17 protein-coding genes are annotated in these 17,978 nt (G+C 65.0%); 7 read left to right on the top strand and 10 right to left on the bottom strand.

What is annotated here, in order from left to right:
* Positions 1 to 72 precede the first annotated feature (72 nt).
* Together ACQPXH_RS32230 and ACQPXH_RS32225 are read left to right on the top strand one after the other, a co-directional pair.
* Entirely contained in the window at positions 73 to 615 is a 543-nt protein-coding gene (locus ACQPXH_RS32230) for a lipoprotein LpqH (protein ID WP_433600164.1), read from the top strand.
* 81 nt (positions 616 to 696) lie between these two features.
* Complete coding sequence (locus ACQPXH_RS32225) at positions 697 to 1,515, top strand: hypothetical protein (protein WP_433600163.1); 819 nt, start codon at positions 697 to 699, stop codon at positions 1,513 to 1,515.
* An 82-nt stretch (positions 1,516 to 1,597) separates the two neighbouring features.
* Here the strand turns inward: ACQPXH_RS32225 and ACQPXH_RS32220 are convergent, their stop codons facing one another.
* Positions 1,598 to 1,843: a hypothetical protein gene (locus ACQPXH_RS32220; protein WP_433523562.1), complete on the bottom strand. Its 246-nt coding sequence runs from the start codon at positions 1,841 to 1,843 to the stop codon at positions 1,598 to 1,600.
* A gap of 267 nt (positions 1,844 to 2,110) precedes the next feature.
* Between ACQPXH_RS32220 and ACQPXH_RS32215 the strand changes: the two genes are divergently transcribed.
* Positions 2,111 to 4,180 (top strand): PhoX family protein, encoded by a 2,070-nt coding sequence (locus ACQPXH_RS32215; protein ID WP_433600162.1) that lies wholly within the window; start codon positions 2,111 to 2,113, stop codon positions 4,178 to 4,180.
* 65 nt (positions 4,181 to 4,245) lie between these two features.
* Here the strand turns inward: ACQPXH_RS32215 and ACQPXH_RS32210 are convergent, their stop codons facing one another.
* Together ACQPXH_RS32210 and ggh are read right to left on the bottom strand one after the other, a co-directional pair.
* Entirely contained in the window at positions 4,246 to 4,905 is a 660-nt protein-coding gene (locus tag ACQPXH_RS32210; RefSeq protein ID WP_433603660.1) for a glycoside hydrolase family 25 protein, read from the bottom strand.
* A 202-nt stretch (positions 4,906 to 5,107) separates the two neighbouring features.
* Positions 5,108 to 6,445, bottom strand: coding sequence for a glucosylglycerate hydrolase (ggh, locus tag ACQPXH_RS32205; protein ID WP_357481901.1), 1,338 nt, complete (start codon positions 6,443 to 6,445; stop codon positions 5,108 to 5,110).
* 202 nt (positions 6,446 to 6,647) lie between these two features.
* Between ggh and ACQPXH_RS32200 the strand changes: the two genes are divergently transcribed.
* Entirely contained in the window at positions 6,648 to 7,343 is a 696-nt protein-coding gene (locus ACQPXH_RS32200) for an SDR family oxidoreductase (RefSeq protein WP_433600161.1), read from the top strand.
* Between the two features lie 213 nt (positions 7,344 to 7,556).
* Entirely contained in the window at positions 7,557 to 8,327 is a 771-nt protein-coding gene (locus ACQPXH_RS32195; RefSeq protein WP_433603659.1) for a polysaccharide deacetylase family protein, read from the top strand.
* A gap of 107 nt (positions 8,328 to 8,434) precedes the next feature.
* On the opposite strand, the gene leuS is transcribed toward ACQPXH_RS32195, so the two are convergent.
* Positions 8,435 to 11,284 (bottom strand): leucine--tRNA ligase, encoded by a 2,850-nt coding sequence (gene leuS, locus ACQPXH_RS32190; protein ID WP_433600160.1) that lies wholly within the window; start codon positions 11,282 to 11,284, stop codon positions 8,435 to 8,437.
* A 128-nt stretch (positions 11,285 to 11,412) separates the two neighbouring features.
* Between leuS and ACQPXH_RS32185 the strand changes: the two genes are divergently transcribed.
* Entirely contained in the window at positions 11,413 to 11,820 is a 408-nt protein-coding gene (locus tag ACQPXH_RS32185) for an SdpI family protein (RefSeq protein ID WP_433600159.1), read from the top strand.
* A gap of 213 nt (positions 11,821 to 12,033) precedes the next feature.
* Here the strand turns inward: ACQPXH_RS32185 and ACQPXH_RS32180 are convergent, their stop codons facing one another.
* From ACQPXH_RS32180 to ACQPXH_RS32155, 6 genes are all read right to left on the bottom strand, one after another.
* The gene (locus ACQPXH_RS32180; protein ID WP_433600158.1) at positions 12,034 to 12,423 is read right to left on the bottom strand and encodes a cupin domain-containing protein; all 390 of its coding nucleotides are present in this window, start codon (positions 12,421 to 12,423) and stop codon (positions 12,034 to 12,036) included.
* Positions 12,424 to 12,449: 26 nt separating this feature from the next.
* Positions 12,450 to 12,584, bottom strand: a complete 135-nt coding sequence (locus ACQPXH_RS32175) for a hypothetical protein (protein ID WP_433600157.1) — start codon at positions 12,582 to 12,584, stop codon at positions 12,450 to 12,452.
* A gap of 71 nt (positions 12,585 to 12,655) precedes the next feature.
* Positions 12,656 to 13,678, bottom strand: coding sequence for an aminotransferase class I/II-fold pyridoxal phosphate-dependent enzyme (locus ACQPXH_RS32170; protein WP_433600156.1), 1,023 nt, complete (start codon positions 13,676 to 13,678; stop codon positions 12,656 to 12,658).
* An 8-nt stretch (positions 13,679 to 13,686) separates the two neighbouring features.
* Positions 13,687 to 14,730: a 3-oxoacyl-ACP synthase III family protein gene (locus ACQPXH_RS32165; protein WP_433600155.1), complete on the bottom strand. Its 1,044-nt coding sequence runs from the start codon at positions 14,728 to 14,730 to the stop codon at positions 13,687 to 13,689.
* A gap of 9 nt (positions 14,731 to 14,739) precedes the next feature.
* Positions 14,740 to 15,399 (bottom strand): SRPBCC family protein, encoded by a 660-nt coding sequence (locus ACQPXH_RS32160; protein WP_433523554.1) that lies wholly within the window; start codon positions 15,397 to 15,399, stop codon positions 14,740 to 14,742.
* A complete protein-coding gene (locus ACQPXH_RS32155; protein ID WP_433600154.1) occupies positions 15,396 to 17,090 on the bottom strand; it encodes a thiamine pyrophosphate-binding protein in 1,695 nt (564 codons plus the stop codon). The genes ACQPXH_RS32160 and ACQPXH_RS32155 overlap by 4 nt, the downstream gene beginning before the upstream one ends.
* A 271-nt stretch (positions 17,091 to 17,361) precedes the next feature.
* Here ACQPXH_RS32155 and ACQPXH_RS32150 point away from each other — a divergent pair, with 271 nt between their 5' ends.
* Positions 17,362 to 17,877 carry an EXLDI protein gene (locus ACQPXH_RS32150; RefSeq protein WP_040697293.1) on the top strand — a complete coding sequence of 172 codons (516 nt, stop codon included), beginning with the start codon at positions 17,362 to 17,364 and terminating at the stop codon, positions 17,875 to 17,877.
* Positions 17,878 to 17,978: the final 101 nt, after the last annotated feature.

Below are 17,978 nucleotides of genomic sequence, written 5' to 3'. Positions count from 1 at the left end.
TAGGGCGCGTTCGATTCCTACCTTTCTCGTATCGGCCCAACACCGGAGCCGAACCAAGCAAAGGAACAGATCATGAACACCAAGCCGGTCCGCATCTCCGCCGCCGCCCTCGCCGCCTCGGCCGCCGCATTCGCCCTCTTCGTCACCGGATGCAGTGACGATTCGGGCAGCTCGCCGACCACCTCGGCCAAGCCGGGCACCTCGGCCGCCCCGGCACCGGCGTCGGGCAAGTCGATCGCCTCGGTCGACGGCAAGGCGCTCGACGGCAAGTTCGAGACCACCTGCGCCAAGCAGGGCGGCACCCTCGCCCTCGCACTCAGCGACACCAACAACGCCACCTATGGCACCCTGAGCGTGAGCGCCTCCATCACCGGCACCGACAACGTCCAGGCGGTCGCGGTCGCGGGCAGCAAGGGCGGCGCCGACGGCCTGCCCTACGCCCTCGGCTTCGGCAACGGCATGCCCGGCGGTTCGGCCAAGGTCGTCAAGGACGGCAACACCTACAAGGTCACCGGTGAGGGCGTCGGCGCGCCCGACCTCACCAATCCGACCGCAACCCCGAAGAGCTCGAAATTCGACATCACCTTCGCCTGCTCCACCGTGGTCGGCGGCTGACCCACACCATGACAAACCCGCTCACGCCCCTTGATACAAGGGGCGTGAGCGGGGCGAACCACTTCATATACAGGGAAAACCATGAAAAACATCGCTCGCTCGCTCGCCGCCGCCTTCTTCGTGCTCTCGATCGGCTACTACCTCTGGCACGGCTTCACCTACACCAGCTCCGGCCCCTTCGACGACAGCATGCTGGCCTGGGTCGGCCCGCAGATGGCGCTGCCGATCATCGCCCTGACCATCGTCCCGATGGTCTTCGCCTTCACCGGCGATGGCATCGGGGAGGGCATCATGGCGGCCTTCACCGGCAACAACAACAGCTCAGCGTTCCGTGATGGTCTGGTCGGCATCGGCACCATCAAGTCCTTCCGCCAGACCGGGCTCACCGTCAATGACCAGCCGCAGATCCGCATCGATTTCAGCGTCGAGGGCGTCGACGGCAAGATTTTCCACTCGCACGCAAAAATGATCGTTCCGCTCACCGAGCTCGCCCTGCTGCAGCCCGGTGTCGTGCTGCCGGTGCGCTATCTGCCCGATCACACCGACAAGGTCGAGGTCGACCGCTCCGGTGATAGGTCGGCAGCCCAGCGCGCCATGAACGAATCCATGATCCGAAAGGGCTTCACCACCAAGGCCAAACTCGATATCGCCGAGCGCGGCATTTCCGCTCAGGCCGTCGTGCAATCGCTTGCGGTGCCCGGCGAAATTCGTAACGGGTATTCCAAGATCGAGCTCGGCCTGGTGGTGACCCGGCCCGACGGAACGACTTTCACCGCCGGCGTGGACAAGTTCCTGCCGCCCGCCAGCGTGGCCCAGGTGCAGGTCGGTCGGATCATCCAGGTGCACTATCTGCCGGAGAACGAACAAGAGGTCGTGATCGCACTGCAAGTCAATGCGTAGCCCCGGCGCAGAATGTTGCTCTCGTTCATCACCGAACGGGAGCAATATTTGTTTGCGTCAGAAGACGCGGTATTTGTTTGCGTCAGAAGACGCGGTGGCTGAAGAAGCTGTGCTGGCAGGTGGGGCGCTTGCAGACCGCACCACCGCCCGGGATGAACCCGACACAGGTGGGGTGGGTACACCTGTTGCAGCCGCCGTCGCCGTCTTCGCCCATATGGTCGTGGTCGACGAGGACGACGCGGGCCTCGGCCACCGCACCCGCGAGAATCGAATCGAGATAGTCCAGCGCCTTCGAGGTGAGCTGGGGTTTTCCTCCGGACAAGGTCATCGCACCACTCCTCTCTCTGTACTCATGTCCTTGATCCCGATCTTCCTCCTGCAAGGGGAGTCGCACATGAGTAGCGCGGTAAACGAATTGAGGGTCACCTAATTGGTCGGTCGTTCATCTGACTGTTTCCTGTGGATTGCCTGAGCGGCTTACGGTGCGCCGGTCAGCACTATGTCAGGAGTTCATCGTGAGCGAGCCAAGCGAGCGAACCATAAGCAGAGGCCACATCGGTGGCACGACGGACCCGAGCGCTAGCGAGGCGCAGTCGTGACACCGAAGCCCCTCGCCCTGTTCGTGAAGCGGGACGGCCAGCCGAAGCGCTCGGCCATCACCTGTCAGTACAAATGCGGCAACGCCTGCTTCCACGAGGTTCCGAACACTTCCGAGAACGAATATTTCGGCGATATGGTGCGCGCGGCGCTGACGCGACGCGGCATGTTGAAAGGCAGTGCGGGGGTTGTGGTCGCGGTCGGCGCGGCCGGTGTGCTCGCGGCCTGCGGAGACGACAAGGTCGAATTGGCGGCGGGTGGCTCGCTGGTCGACGGTGTACCGGTCGGTACCAACTTCAAACCCGTCGCGGCGAATTCCGATGACGCACTGGTCATTCCGGAAGGCTACGAGCACAATATCGTGATCCGCTGGGGCGACCCGCTGTTCGCCGACGCGCCGAAGTTCGACGCGAATGCCCAGTCCGCCGCCGCGCAGGCCAAACAGTTCGGCTTCAACAACGACTTCGCCGCGCTACTGCCCATCGAAGGGCAGGCGAATACCTACCTGCTGGTGGTGAATCACGAGTACACCACCGAACCGCAGATGTTCAAGGGCTACAACAAGGAAGATCCCGCACTCGAGCACTACCAGACCGCCATTGCCGCGCACGGTCTTTCGGTGGTCCAGGTGAAGGGCGAATCCGGAGTCGGCAAGCTGACGCCGGAATTCGGCAAATACAACCGTCGCATTACCGGCACCACCGAATTCACGGTCACCGGACCAGCCGCGGGCAGCGCCTTCTTGAAGACGAGCGCGGACCCGTCCGGCGCCAAGGTGCTCGGCACCCTCAACAATTGCTCAGGTGGCCTGACCCCTTGGGGCACAGTCCTTTCCGGTGAAGAGAACGTCAACCAGTACTTCGCCAACGGCGATAAGGTCACCGACGAGGCCGCCAAGGCCAGGCTCAAGCGCTACGGCTTCCCGAACGGCGCCTCCGAGCGTAAATGGGAGCGGCACGAATCGCGCTTCGATCTGGCGAAGGAACCCAACGAGGCGAACCGATTCGGCTGGGTCATCGAGGTGAATCCGTGGGATGCCGCGGCCGCGCCGATCAAGCACACCGCGCTCGGCCGGTTCAAGCACGAGGCCGCGACCATTCACGTCGCCAAGGACGGCACCGTTGTCGCGTATATGGGCGATGACGAGCGCTTCGATTACATGTACAAGTTCGTCTCGTCGCGAAAGGTGCAGTCCGGCAACGGCCAGGCCAGCATGCGGCACAACCTGACGATTCTGGATGCGGGCACGCTGTACGTCGCCAAATTCACCGGCGATCACCCGGACAAGATCGACGGCAATGGCACGGTGCCCTCGGACAAGGGCTTCACCGGTACCGGCCAGTGGATTCCGCTGCTGGTCACCGGCGAGGACGGCAAGGCCACCTCGAAGGTGGACGGCTTCACCGCCGAAGAGGTTTCGGTATTCACCCGGTTGGCCGCCGATAAGGTCGGCGCGACCAAGATGGACCGTCCCGAGGATTTCGAGGCGAACCCCAAGTCCGGCAAGGTCTATGTCGCGCTGACCTACAACGAGCAGCGTGGCGCGCAGGGCAAGCCCGCCATCGACGAGGCGAATCCGCGCAACATCAATAAATTCGGACAGGTGCTCGAACTCGACGACGATCACGCGGGCACCACGTTCACCTGGAATATCCTCATGCTGTGCGGTGATCCGAAGACCACCGACACCTACTTCGCCGGTTTCGACAAGGCCAAGGTCAGCCCGATCGCGGCACCGGACAATCTCGCCTTCGACGATTACGGCAATCTGTGGATCTCCACCGATGCCTCACGCGCCAACGGCGCCAACGACGGCCTCTTCTCGGTGGTGCTCGACGGGCCGAATCGCGGAGAGACCAAACAATTCCTGACCGTCCCGTTCGGCGCGGAGACCTGCGGTCCGACGGTGTCGGAGCAGCGGGTGACGGTGTGCGTCCAGCATCCGGGCGAGCGTGATGACGCGACCGCGGAAAAGCCCGCCTCGCATTGGCCCGATGGTGGCGATAGTCTGCCCAGACCCGCCGTTGTCTCGGTGTGGAAGAAGGGCGGCGGGCGAATCGGCGCCTAGTCGGCTTCCCGCGCAACACACGAAACCGCTACTCGAACCTGCAGGGAGTAGCGGTTTCGTGCTGTTCAGCCCATATTGGCGTAGCGCGCGAAATCGCCTTGGGCGCCGCTGTACACGTTGACATCGGTACCGCCCGCGATACCGGGAATGCGACCGCTGTCGGTGGTCTGCCAGAACGTCCACGCCGGCCAGCCACCTGGGACTTCGGGTTGTTCGTTGCCGCGGTAGTCGGCGATCCAGAGTGGATACCTGGTGAATTCATCGGTGTTCGCCATGGCCGACTTCCAGAAATTCGGATAGGTGTAGACGATCGGCACCCGCCCGGTCAGGGCCTGCACGGTATTGAGATACCGATGCGTCCAGTTGATCAGTGCGGCCGGACCGAGTCCGCCCGTATTTTCCAGATCGAGCACCGGCGGCAGGTCCAGCGGCCCGTTCTGTCCGAGCACGACCGTCGCGTACAGCGCCGCCTGCGGCTCCGGCGGCAGGTTCGGTCGCGCGTAGTGATACGTCCCGCGCGCGACTCCCGCCGCTCGCATCAACAAGCTGTCCGGCACGAAATACGGGTTGACGTAATTCACGCCCTCCGTCGCCTTCAGCATGGCGAAAGAGTGCCCCGCGCTACGCACCGCGAACCAGTCGATGAGCCGGCCGTCGACATGTTGCCACGACGACACATCAGGCCCGCTCGGTTCGGCCACCGCCGTGCCCGCCGAAGTAGCCATCAGGATGCTGCCCACCGTGATCGCGGACAGCGCCGCAGCGCGGGTGGATCTCCAACGAGTACTATCCATGCTGTTCGACGATAGCGACCATCAATCGATGTGACCAGAGTTACATCTGAGGTATTTGCACGGTATTCACTCGCCGCCCGTCGGGCCGCTTACTTCAACGGTGCCCCCCATTGTCGCGACCGGCCCGGATGCGTCAGCCGAGCCAGTCCAGGACCGAGGCCGCGGTCCAGGACTGCTGCATGCTGCCGAGCGGTTCGCCGGTGAAGGGTTCGTAGTATTCGGCGAAGCTGCCGTCGCTGGCTTGGCGCAGACCCTCGGCGCGGAGCATGAAGGAGCGTTCGGCCCAGCCGCGGCGGGCGAAGACCCAGGAGAACAACCAGCTCATCACCGGCCAGACCGGGCCACGCCAGTATTCGCGGGAGCGGAAGTCCTTGGAGACCGGCGAGGTGGACGGCGGCAGGGCATAGCGCAGGTCCGGATGGCCGCAGAAGCGCGGGCCCTCGAACAGGCGCAGCAGACTGCGTTCGGTGTCGCGGGGCAGGCCGCCGCACAGCAGTGGGGCGAACATCGAGAGGGTTTCGGTATTGATCCAGCGCTTGAGTCGCACATCGAAATCCCGGGCCGCGCCGGTGCGTGCGTCGGTAGTCGCGACCACACCCGCGCGGAAACGCTCCGCCCACGAATACAGTTCGCGGACATCGGCATGCGGCTGCTTGTACTCCTCGCCGATATTGGCGAGAACCTCGCACGCCAGCGCGAAGATCGCGGTGACGAAGACATCCTCCACCGCGAAGCTCATCGTCGAGGCGAGCTGGTAGTCGTCGTATCCGGCGCGACGCATCTGCTCGACCAGCCACAGATAGCGGTCGTATTCGCGATCACTGGGCCGCTGCGATGTGTCCGAGACCACCAGCAGATCCTCACGCTGATACGGCGGCAGATCGCCGGGCGTCACATTCGCATAGGCCCGATCCCAGCGCGGCGAATTGTCCATCCCGGATTCCCAGCCGTGATACAGCGTGATCCGGCCGCTCTCCTTGGGGTCGCGGGCATGGGCCAGCCAACGATGCCAGCGCACCAGATCCGGCCAGCGCCGATTCAGGAATTCCTCGGCCACCGCCCTGGTGCTGCGGCCGTGGCGGCGGGAATGGTCGAGGATGCGCTGCACCGCGATGGCGTGCACCGGCGGCTGGGTGATGCCGGAGGTGTCCGGACCGTCCGGGGCATTGGCGGCCAGCTTCTTGCACTCCCAGCGGGCCGGACCGGGGAAATAGCCGTCCACACCATTGGCGAAGACGATGTGCGGGATCATCCCGTTCTTCCACTGCGCCGAGAGCAGGGTGTCCAGTTCGATGACCGCGCGCTCGACACTCAGCGGGGCGAGACCGACCGCGACGAAGGCGGCATCCCAGCTCCACATGTGCGGATACAGCCGCGGTGCGGCACTGGTCATCGTGCCGAGATCATTGCCCCGTAGCAGGTAGGCGGCGCGAGCCGCGAGCTGTGTTGGGGTGAAACCCGGGTGTGCCATCCCCCTATTTTGCGATGACACCCGCAAGTACGCCCGCTCAGTGACTCGTGTCTCGTCCTGGTGCGTCCTGGTGGCCAGCTGTTGTGCGCCGGATCTCACTCTGCATGCCCCGTCCGTGAATTCCACTTATTCGCTTTATGCATCCATCGCCGCGCGTGCGGGTACTGCTTCCGCCCGCTTCGGTGGCCGATACGGTGACTCCATGACCACCGCCGTGACCAGCACACCGAAGCCGACCGCGCTGATCACCGGCGCCAGCCGCGGGCTCGGCGCCGCGATCGCTCGCGAACTCGCACCGACCCACGATCTGTTGCTCGGCGCCCGCTCGGCCGAGGCGCTGCGCGCGATATTAGGCGAACTGCCCGGCGCCACCGGATGGCCGGTCGAGTTGACCGACTATTCCGCGGTGGCGGAAGCTGTTTCGCCGATTCGACGCCTGGATGTGTTGGTACACAACGCCGGTATCGCGGACCTGGGTTCGATCGCCGAATCCTCGGTGCGGCAGTGGCGAAATACCTTGGAAGCCAACGTGATCGCCATCGCCGAGTTGACTCGATTGCTACTGCCCGCATTGCGCGCCGCCAACGGTCATGTGGTGCTGATCAATTCGGGTGCCGGATTGCGGGCGAATGCTGGGTGGGCCTCCTACGCGGCGAGCAAGTTCGGTCTGCGCGCGTTCGGTGACGCGCTGCGGTTGGAGGAGCCGACGCTGCGGGTGACCTCGATCCATCCCGGCCGCATCGATACCGATATGCAGCGGGAGATCATCGCGGGTGAGGGTCGCGAGTATCGCGCGGAGGAATTTCTGAGCCCGGAGACGGTTGCGGGGACCGTGCGTGCCGCGATCGAGACACCGCGCGACGGCCATCCGACCGAGATCGTGCTGCGCCCCTACTGATTCGGCTCACTGTGATTTCGTCCGGGCTCACTGTGATTTCGTCCGAATGTGTGGCCGCGATGGTGTCGTTTTCTTGACATGTTGTTCCGAGGTTCAGCTCGGAGACAGTTCCGCTCGGTAGCCTCGCGTCTGTTACCTGCGCGTTTGCGTCGACGGGGCGGCGGTGCGCTGATAGAGCGAAGCTAGAGGGTTCGAATCGTGGATAGACGTCGGTTGCTGACAATGCTTGCAACAGGCACCGCGCTGGCATTGACCGGCTGTGTGCGGGCCGAGGGGGAGCCGTTCAACAGTGGTTCGGCGGGTAGCGGGCCGATACTGCCCGCGCCGCTGCTGCCCCCGCCGCCGATCGGACCGAAGACGCCGGTTCCGGCGCAGACCATCACCGCACTGCCGGGCGGTGGCACCAATATGGCGCTCACGATCGATGACGGTGCGAGTCCGGAAGTCGTCGGGGCCTACATCGAATTCGCCAGGAATACCGGCGCGCGGTTCACCTTCTTCGTGACCGCCTATTACGACTCGTGGGCGATCCACCGAGATGCTTTGCGGCCCCTGGTCGATTCCGGTCAGATCCAGCTCGGCAATCACACCTGGGACCACGCCGACCTGACCAATCTGTCCGCGTCGGGCATCTCCTCGCAGTTGGAGCGGGCGAAGTCCTTCCTGTGGAACAACTTCGGTGTGGACGGCACGCCCTACTACCGCCCGCCGTTCGGTCGCCACAACGGCACGGTCGATCGGGTCGCCGCGGATCTCGGCTACACCGTGCCGACCATGTGGTACGGCTCGCTGTCGGACTCGGGCGTGATCACCGAGGATTACCTACTGGAGTGCGCGCGTAAGTATTTCAATCCGCAGACGATCATCATCGGGCACGCGAACGCGCCCGCGGTTACGCACGTCTACGGGCAGCTGGTGGACATCATCAAGGAACGCAATCTCTCTATGGTGACGCTGAACGACGTGCTGCTGCCGCCGCGCTGACCGGTCGGCGCAAACGGGCTTGTCCGTCGCGCTGACAGCGCCCGCGCCACACGGATTTGCCCGCCGCGCACGATGGCGGGCAACCTGTGCGCGGCGGTGGCCCGCGCCTACGCGACGATATTGACGAGTCGCCCCGGCACCACGATCAGCTTGCGCGGCGCATTCCCGCCGAGCAGTGCCGCGATCTTCTCATCGGCCAGAGCGGTCGCCTCGATGGTCGCGTTATCGGCGTCGGCGGGCACCTGAATTCGGCTGCGCACCTTGCCGTTCACCTGAATCGGGTATTCCACCGATTCCTCGACCAGCAGCGCCGGATCCGCCACCGGGAACGGGCCGTGGGCCAGGGATTCCTTGTGCCCCAGCCGTTCCCACAGTTCCTCGGCGATATGCGGTGCCATCGGCGCCAGCATCAGCACCACCGGCTCCACCACCTCGCGCGGCGCGCCCGCGGGGTAGCTCTTGGTCAGATGGTTGGTCAGCTCGATCAGCTTGGCACCGGCGGTGTTATCGCGCAGTGCGGCGTAGTCGTCGTCCACACCCGCGATCGTCTTGTGCAGCAGGCGCCGCGTCTGCTCCGACGGCGCCGCGTCGGTGACCCGGAGCACGCCGGATTCTTCGTCCACGACCAGTCGCCACACCCGCTGCAGGAACCGGTGCGCACCGACGACATCCTTGGTCGCCCACGGCCGCGAGGTATCCAGCGGCCCCATCGACATCTCGTAGAGGCGGAAGGTGTCGGCGCCGTAGGTATCGCACATCTCGTCCGGCGAGATGGCGTTCTTCAGCGACTTTCCGATCTTGCCGTACTCCTGGAACGCCTCGATCTCGATGCCGGTGGTCGGATCCGGGAAGTAGTGCTTGCCGTCGCGCTCGATGATCTCGGCGGCGGGCAGATACGCACCGCGCGCGTCGGTGTAAGCGTGCGCCTGGATGTAGCCCTGATTGAAGAGGCGGCGGTACGGTTCGTAACCACTCACATCACCCAGATCGAACAGCACCTTCTGCCAGAACCGCGCGTACAGCAGGTGCAGCACCGCGTGTTCGACACCGCCGACGTACAGATCGACGCCACCGGGATCGTTCGGGCCGTGCTCCGCCGAGCGCGGACCCAGCCAGTACTGCTCGTTCTCCTTGGCGCAGAACGCATCCGGGTTCGTCGGGTCCGCGTAGCGCAGCTGATACCAGGAGCTGCCCGCCCAGTTCGGCATGACATTGGTGTCGCGGCGGTACTGCTTGGGTCCGTCGCCCAGATCCAGTTCGACATTCACCCAGTCGGTGGCCTTGGCCAGCGGTGGCGACGGTTCGGAGTCGGCGTCGTTCGGATCGAAGGTGACCGGCGCGAAATCGTCCAGCTCCGGAAGTTCGACCGGCAGCATGGATTCCGGCAGTGCGTGCGGTGCGCCGTCCTCGTCGTACACGATCGGGAACGGCTCCCCCCAGTAGCGCTGGCGGGCGAACAGCCAGTCGCGCAGCTTGTACTGGACGGTGCCCTTGCCGTGACCGTCGGCCTCCAAGCGCGCGATGACGGTGGCCTTGGCCTCCTCGATGGCCAGGCCGTTCAGGTAATCGGAGTTCACCAGCGCGCCGTCGCCGGAGTAGGCCGCGGCTGAAATATCTCCGCCGGAAATGACTTCCACGATCGGCAGGCCGAATACGGAGGCGAATTCCCAGTCGCGTTGATCGTGTCCCGGCACCGCCATGATCGCGCCGGTGCCGTAACCGGCCAGCACGTAGTCGGCGATGAAGATCGGCACCTGGGCGCCGTTCACCGGGTTCGTCGCATAGGAACCCAGGAAGACGCCGGACTTCTCCTTGTTCTCCTGCCGCTCCAGGTCCGATTTGGCCGCGATCGCCTTGCGGTATCCGGCAACGGCCTCCCGAGGGTCACCGGCGTCCTCGAAGGTCCAGCGCGGATCGACACCAGCGGGCCAAGCCTCCGCGGTCAGCCTGTCGACCAGTTCGTGTTCGGGTGCCAGCACCACGTAGGTGGAACCGAACAGGGTGTCGGGCCGGGTGGTGAAGACCTCGATCTGCTGACCGTCGGCATCGAATTTCACCTGCGCGCCACGAGATCGCCCGATCCAGTTGCGCTGCATGGCCTTTACATTCTCCGGCCAGTCCAGGCGGTCCAGATCGTCGACCAGCCGGTCGGAGTAGGCGGTGATGCGCATCATCCACTGCCACAGCCGCTTCCGGAATACCGGGAAGTTGCCGCGCTCACTGCGGCCGTCAGCGGTGACCTCCTCATTGGACAGCACCGTGCCAAGACCGGGACACCAGTTGACCACCGAATCCGTTTGGTACACCAGGCGATACGAGTCCAGCACCTCGGCGCGTTCGGCGGCGGTCAGATCGTTCCAGGCGCGGCCGTCGGGGGTCGGCCTGGCACCCGAATCGAACTGTGCCCGCAGTTCCGCGATCGAGCGGGCGCGGTCCAGATCCTGGTCGTACCAAGCGTTGTAAATGCGCAGGAAGATCCACTGCGTCCACTTGTAGTACTCAGGATCGGTGGTCGCGAACGAGCGCCGACGGTCGTGGCCCAGGCCGAGCCGATCCAGCTGACGCTGCATGGTGGCGATATTCGACTCGGTGGTCTGGCGCGGATGCGCACCGGTCTGCACCGCGTACTGCTCGGCGGGCAGACCGAATGCGTCATAGCCCAGCGCGTGCAGCACATTGCGGCCGTGCATCCGGTGATAGCGCGCGAAGACATCGGTGGCGATGTAGCCGAGCGGATGCCCGACATGCAGTCCCGCGCCGGACGGGTACGGGAACATGTCCTGGACGAACAGCTTGTCCGACGGCGTCGCACCCGCGAGCGGGCCTACCGGGTTCGGCGCGTGGAAGGTCCCGCGCTCATCCCAGGTCCGCTGCCACCGGCGCTCGATGCGGCCGGCGAGGCCGGCGCCGTACCTGTGCTCCGGTACATCGCTTTCGGTTGCACGAGTGTCCGCCACGGTCCTGCCTTCTTGTTCTCGCCGATCCCCGTCATAGATGTGTCTATCAGGGTAGAACGTCCGGGCTTACACACCGAAAATCGGGCCGGGCTGGATCCGGCGTGGCGGCGGTGCGCTAGCCTCCTGAGGTGTTCGTCGTCGCTCTCACCCTGTTCGTGCCGGCCATGGTCGCCATCGCAACCGGCGTGCTCGGACTGACCGGCCGGCTGCCACGCAACCGCTTCGTCGGGGTGCACACCGAGGCGGCACTGCACGACGAGGAAACCTTCCGGATCGCCAACCGCGTCGCCGCCCCCACCTCCGTGGCCGCGGGCGCACTGCTCTTCGCGGGCGGCCTCGTTGCCCTGGCCGCAGGCGGTTTCCCCGCGCTGATCGTTGCGGTGGTCACAGCCACGGTGGCGCTGTTCACCCTCGGTGCGGGCGCGAATGCCGCAGCTCGCGCGGCCGAGGAGCTCGTTCCCGCCCAGGAGATCGGCGGCTGCGGTTCCTCCTGCGGTGCGTGCTCGTTGCGCGACACCTGCGCCCCGACCAACTGACTGCGTTCGGGAGACCCCCGATTACTCGGTTGCCCCCGGTCTGAGCCGCGCTCGAACGAACTGGCTCGCCGAGCACAGTCGAAACGCGGCACGACACGCCCCGCCGCCGTATGACTGCGCTCGGCGGATCTCGATTACCGGCACCAGCTATTCGGCCGGAATCTCGGTGGTGGCTTGTCTGGTGCGCGGGGGTTCGCTGGTGTGAGCACGGAACTAGTCGGAGCTGTTTTCGGCGCACCGCGGCGGATCGACGTGACGCGATAGCGGGCTGCCGACCGGGTTCAGGTACAGCACGAACAGCGTCACCGGTGTCGTCCCGAGATTGCGTGCCACATGGGGATAGGACGGGCCACTGGGTTCCCGGAAGATTCGGCCGCGCCGGTAGGTGACCGGGACACAGTCCGAGCCCGGATGGTCGAGGGTGCCGCGGGCGACCAGCACCAGCAGGGTCCCATCGTGATAGTGCCAACCACTGGTCCCACCCGGTTCGATGACAGTCTGGCGACCGATCACCGCACGCCGCCCCAGCGTGAACCGGAACAGCACCCGGCTCGCCGTCCCGCGCGCCGGCGCCGCATTCACCTGGAACTTCCGCCGCAGCATCACTACCCCATCGAACCACCGCGCGATCACGGGAAGTGCGCAGACCGGGGGAGATCACGCGAGCCATTCCAGCAGTTCGGCGTTGTGGTGCGAGCCAGCGTGGTCTCGAATGCTTCCTCGCTCAGCATGCGCTCGTCGTCATCATCGAGTCGCAACGTCATGGCCATAACCTGGAGGCGGCGGCGTGGTGGAAACCACACAGGTTCCGCGAACGCCGCCGCTCCGACACCATCTACCGCAGTGATTCCAGCGCCTTCAGCACCGCGTTGTCGGCCTCGGTGTCCCCGACAGCTATGCGCGCGCTGCCGTCGGGGTACACCTTGGCCGCGATGCCGGCCCGGCGCAGCGCCGTTGCTACGCCGGGGCCCGGCAGGTACAGGAAGTTGGCGTAGCTGCGCGGTACGGCGATGTGTCGGTGCAGCAACGCACTGCGCAGGGTCTCGCGTGCGGTGGTGATGCGCAGGATGCGCGCGGCCAATTCGGGTTCGGCGGCGTAGGACGCTGCCACCGCGGCCACCGCCGCCGAACTCACCCCGAACGGCAGCTGCAGCCTGCGGACGTGGCTGATCAACTCGCTGCTGCCGAAGGTATAGCCGATGCGCAGACCGGCCAGTCCGTATGCCTTCGAAAAGGTGCGCAGGACCAGCAGATTCGGATGTCGATTGAGCAGTTCGAGGGTATCGACCCGATCGGCGGGACCGAGGAATTCGGCATATGCCTCGTCCAGGATGACCGGGACCCGGCGCGGCACCGAACACAGGAATGACTTCAGTTCGCCGGCCGAGATCACGGTGCCGGTCGGATTGTGCGGACGGCAGACCACCACCAAACCGGTCCGCTTGTCGATGGCCTTCGCCATCGCCCAGAGATCCTGATTGCCCGCGCCATCCAGTGGCACCGGCACGACCTCGAGATCGGCCATCTCCGCCATGATCGGATAGCCGTCGAAAGTCGGTGCACCGTAGATGATTCCGTCACCCGGCTTGGTCAACGCCCGGATGATCTGCATGGCCACCCCGGTCGCACCGGAACCGACGACCACCTGATCCGAATGCACCCCGACGCGCCCCGCGATCAACCTCGGCAGCCGGCGCGGCAGGAACTCGGGATAGCGATTGGCCTGCGCCAGTACGCTGTTCACGGCGATCAGTACCGAAGGCAGTGGGGGGAAGGGATTTTCGCTCAGGCTGAGATCGAACCGAGCCTGCGTCCGCTGACTTCGGTGCTGTTGCGAGGGCCGAGATTCATCGGCCACCCGCACGCTCATCCGGCCGCACCCCAGCGCACCGCCGCGGCGCCGGCGAAATCACCGGCGTGCGCGAATGCCGACAACAGCACCACCGAGCCGTTGCGCAGCCGACCCGCTCGATTCTCGGTATCGAGGGTGACCGGAATGCCTGCGGCGAACAGGTTTCCGCACTTGTCGAAGGTGTCCGGATGCCGCTCCGGCGGCAGTTCCAGCGCATCGTGCCAGTTGCGCAGGAACAGCCGGTTCGGCTGATTGGTGACGAAGGTGTCGATATCGCGGCCCTTCACCCCGATCCGATCGCACACCGCCAATGCCACCTCCGGTACCAGCCGATTACCGCGTGCGAACACCTTGGTGATCTTCGATTCGGTGAAACTGACGCAGCCCTGCCCCTCGCCCGGCTCCCAGTACTTGCGCTCGCCATTGGTCGAGAACTCCATATCCCCGGCGAATTCGGGATAGGTGCGGCATTCGATATCCAGGATCGGCGCGGAATCGTCCTTGACGAGCAGTCCGACACCGCAGGCGTCGCCGGGCACCGGCGCCTGCGCGAGCTTGCGGATCTCGGTCTGGGTGAACACCGGGCCCGCGCAGTTCTGGGACGCCGCGATGAGCGCGGAGCGGGCGTCGGTGGTCTGCAGGATCATCCTGGCCATGGCCATCATGTGCACGAAGGCCGCGCAGCCGCCATTGTGCACGTCGTAGACGAAGCGGGGCTTCATCCCGAGGCGGCGGGCTGCCTCGGGTCCGCAGCCCATGACCGGATTGTCCGGCAGCTGGGTGTGCGTGATCAGCACATCGATATCCGAGATCGCCTGTGCACCATGGCGTTCGATCAGCGGTGCGACGGCACGCTCGACCATGTCCACCGCGGTCTCGTCCCTGCCCACATGGTGGCGCGCCTTGGGCGAACGGAACATGACGTTCTTGGCCATCCGATCGGATCGGCTGTACTGCGTGAAGTATTCGGTGCCGACCGGCTCACCCGGCAGATAGCTCGATACATCGACAAGGCTGACGGCCGGCAGTCCAGGGCCGTTCGGATCAGAGAAGTTCATGGCGCGGCCTCACTTCATCCAGTCGGGCTTGATCGGAAGACCGTTTGCCGCACGGTATTCGCAGATCGCCTTGAGGTTGTCCATTTCGAGCTGGTGCCCGGCGGAGAACATTTCCCAGAAGTCGCCCACCCATACCGGCCGCTTCTCGGGAGCCGTTTCGGGATAGGGGTTTTCGTCGTAGAACGGGTGACGGCAGTTCACCCACAGCACCACCGAACCCGGCTTGTTGAACACCACCTGGGCATCGATCACCCGCAGCAGGTAGATCATCCAAAGGTGCTGACTCTGATCCCAGGCGCAGTGGTAGTCGACGGTCATGCCCTCGCGGTGCGCGACGGTGCGGGTGAAAATCTTGGTCGCCGGGCCGAGCCGGTCCCAGGCCAGCCACAGCCCCGGTTCCTCGGTCTCGACGAAGCCGCGCAGGCTGTAGGTCCACTCCTCCAGGCTGCGGGTATCGGCCAGGTATTCCCACACCTCTTCCGGCGGCGCGGCGATATACGCCTGCACCGGACAGTATTCGCCGAAGATCTGGTCGTGCGGATACACCGACCGCAGCATGTCCATAATGATCGGAGTGGTTGCGTCCTTATCTGAGTTCTCGATCCGCAGCACGCCGGGGACTACGTCTTCCGGGATATCGCTGAGGGCGGGGAGGGCGCTTGTTGTCACTGCCTATTCTCCAATGTGTCGAGCTTCTCCAATGTCGCGAGAAACGGGATGAAGGGTGGAACTTCGTCGGGGTCGACGTCGATCGAGATGAACGCCGGCCCTTCGGATTCGACGCATCGCCCCAGTACGATGGCCAGGTCTGCGGTAGTACGTACGGAGTACGCGGGGAGTTCAGGGAACATCGCACCGATGCCCGCTCCCAGGTGTGTGGGCCGAAATCGGTTGAAGCTGTAGCGATCTTGGTAGTAGAGCTGTTCGCGAGTGACGCACATCGCGTGCGCGTTGTTGTTGAGCACGATGAAAATGACCGGCAGCTGGTGTTCGATCGCGGTGTGCAATTCCATGCCGTGCATGTAGAACGCGCCGTCACCTGCGACGACGATGGTGCGTCTGGTTCCGGACGGTCCGCGATGGCGTGCGAATGCCGAACCTATCGCGGCGCCGAACGCATAGCCCATCCCGCCCATGCCGAGTGCGACCACGAATCGGCCGCCGCGCGGCACCCGCAAATGGTGCACCACCGCGGCCCCGGTATTGCCCGCATCCGCGAAAACGTCCGTGCCCTCAGGCAATAACGCCTCGATCGTCTCGACCAATTCGCGGTAGCGCACACCCGGACCGGTCGACTCGGGCACCCGCAGCGGTGTCAGAGCATGCGGTGGATACGGATGGTTCTCTTCGATGCCGTCGGTGAATTCGTCCGCGAGTTCGGCCAGATCTCGCGCGAGATCCGTGCTTGTGGCGTGGATCGCGGACAGATAGGGCGCGGCGACACCGATATGCGCGACGGTGCGGTCGGCCAACAGTTCGTCCAATCCGGTGCGCGCGGTGATCGGCATCGGTGTGCCGACGATCAGGCACAGGGCCGCCGAGCGCAATGCCGCCGACAATTCCGGATGTCCCATACTCCCGGCGACACCGCAGAACGCGGGGTCGGCATTGTCATAGGTGTCCTTCGCATCGGGGGCGACTCCCACCGGCGCATCCAATGCGCGGGCCAGCCGAGCGAGTTCGGCGCGGGCGTCGTCGCGCGCGATTTGGTCGCCCACGATGATCATGATCTTGCCGACCTTGCGTGCCGCGGTCAGCGCGGCGCGCACCCGAGCCAGGCCGCTTTCGTCGCGCCGATGCGTCGGCGATGTCGGCCGGAACGGCGGGGTATCGCCGATATCGCTCTGCTGTACATCCTTGGGCAGCAACAGGACCGAGGGTCCGCCGCGCCGGGCGGCGGCGACCGCCCTGGCCAACTTGTCGGGCAGGTCGGCGGCGGTCTCCACCCGTGCGCAGTACTGGGTGATCTCGCCGAACATCCGGGCCGCGTCGATGGTGCCCGCGAGCCCGCTGGAGTCCTGGAACGCGCCGTTGCCCTCCTGGGCGGTCGGCGGCTGTCCGACCAGCGCCAATACCGGCACCCGGGACGCGAACGATTCGGCAAGTCCGGCAACGAGATTCATTGCGCCGCCGCCGGAGGTGGCGGCGACGACGCCGAGTCCGCCGGTCGAACGGGCATAGCCGTCGGCCATGGTCGCGGCCGAAAACTCGTGCTTGGCAACGATTCCCGCGACGTCGTAGGGCGCGTCGAATAGGGCGTCGTATAGATCCTCGATATTCGCGCCGTCGACACCGAAGATGTGGCGCACCCCCAGGGTTGAAACCGCTCGTACCAGATAATCTACGACCCTGCTCGGCATCGGCCCTCCTCTCGCAGCGACCTGCCGTGCCGCCGAAGGCGAGCACAGCGCGGTCACGCATCGCGTACACGTGAACTACGAGTTGGACTGCCGAGCGGTTCAATGCCGATCCTTTCGAGCGACCGGCGAGCAGTCGCTAGCGGCGACCTTTTCGAGCGACCTGCAAGCAGTCGCTAGCGGCGTGCAAGATGTACTCCGCGCATGAGGCGGTCGGGATTCTTGTGACCCGCCACTGCTTGCGTGTACGTATACATCTACGTATAGTGAGTTCATGCCCAACAAAACGATCTACGTTGCCGATGACGACCTGCCACTGTTCCAGCGCGCGCAGGAGCTCGTCGGCGGCAACCTTTCGGGGGCGGTGACCACCGCGCTGCGGCGGTTCATCGAGCTGGAAGAGGGCAGGCTGGAGGGCTACGACGAGGTAGTGCTGCGGGTCGGCCACAATGGCGTGCGTCAGGTCCGCTTCTCCGGCGCCCTGCTCGGCGAGCATCGTGACGTGAACGAAGAGCGCATGGAACACGTCCGGGTGTATCGCAGTCGGAAGGGCAAATTCGTGATGCATGCCCAGTATTCGAACTGGGACGAATACCCGCAGAGCACCAACTGGGTCAAGGATCTGACGAACTGGCGTCGCATGCTCGGCGTCGGCGATCAGGACTGGGGCGACTTCATTTTCGAGATCGTCGATTCGCTCGGCGAATTGAAGGGAAAGATTCCGGACAAGCTCTACGAGCGAGTGGCCCAGATCGCCGACCGTCCGCCGGTCGAGGAACTCGACATCTAGGGGATAGCAGTCGGCGGAGCCGACGGGGCGGGTAAGAACAGTCGAACTCGATACCAACCGAATACCACCTCTCATAACGCCGCACCGGACTCCGGGCGCGG

Origin of the sequence: Nocardia sp. CA-135953 (assembly GCF_050955735.1) — a bacterium.
Classification (GTDB): domain Bacteria; phylum Actinomycetota; class Actinomycetes; order Mycobacteriales; family Mycobacteriaceae; genus Nocardia.
Note: the sequence above shows the minus strand (reverse complement) of the source record. Positions and strands in the feature narration are given on the sequence as shown.

Coding starts and splice junctions, on each gene's coding strand:
- ACQPXH_RS32230 (WP_433600164.1), top strand. CDS start 73: ATGAACACCAAGCCGGTCCGCATCTCCGCCGCCGCCCTCGCCGCCTCG.
- ACQPXH_RS32225 (WP_433600163.1), top strand. CDS start 697: ATGAAAAACATCGCTCGCTCGCTCGCCGCCGCCTTCTTCGTGCTCTCG.
- ACQPXH_RS32220 (WP_433523562.1), bottom strand. CDS start 1,843: ATGACCTTGTCCGGAGGAAAACCCCAGCTCACCTCGAAGGCGCTGGAC.
- ACQPXH_RS32210 (WP_433603660.1), bottom strand. CDS start 4,905: ATGGCTACTTCGGCGGGCACGGCGGTGGCCGAACCGAGCGGGCCTGAT.
- ggh (WP_357481901.1), bottom strand. CDS start 6,445: ATGGCACACCCGGGTTTCACCCCAACACAGCTCGCGGCTCGCGCCGCC.
- ACQPXH_RS32200 (WP_433600161.1), top strand. CDS start 6,648: ATGACCACCGCCGTGACCAGCACACCGAAGCCGACCGCGCTGATCACC.
- ACQPXH_RS32180 (WP_433600158.1), bottom strand. CDS start 12,423: ATGCTGCGGCGGAAGTTCCAGGTGAATGCGGCGCCGGCGCGCGGGACG.
- ACQPXH_RS32175 (WP_433600157.1), bottom strand. CDS start 12,584: ATGACGTTGCGACTCGATGATGACGACGAGCGCATGCTGAGCGAGGAA.
- ACQPXH_RS32165 (WP_433600155.1), bottom strand. CDS start 14,730: ATGAACTTCTCTGATCCGAACGGCCCTGGACTGCCGGCCGTCAGCCTT.
- ACQPXH_RS32155 (WP_433600154.1), bottom strand. CDS start 17,090: ATGCCGAGCAGGGTCGTAGATTATCTGGTACGAGCGGTTTCAACCCTG.
- ACQPXH_RS32150 (WP_040697293.1), top strand. CDS start 17,362: ATGCCCAACAAAACGATCTACGTTGCCGATGACGACCTGCCACTGTTC.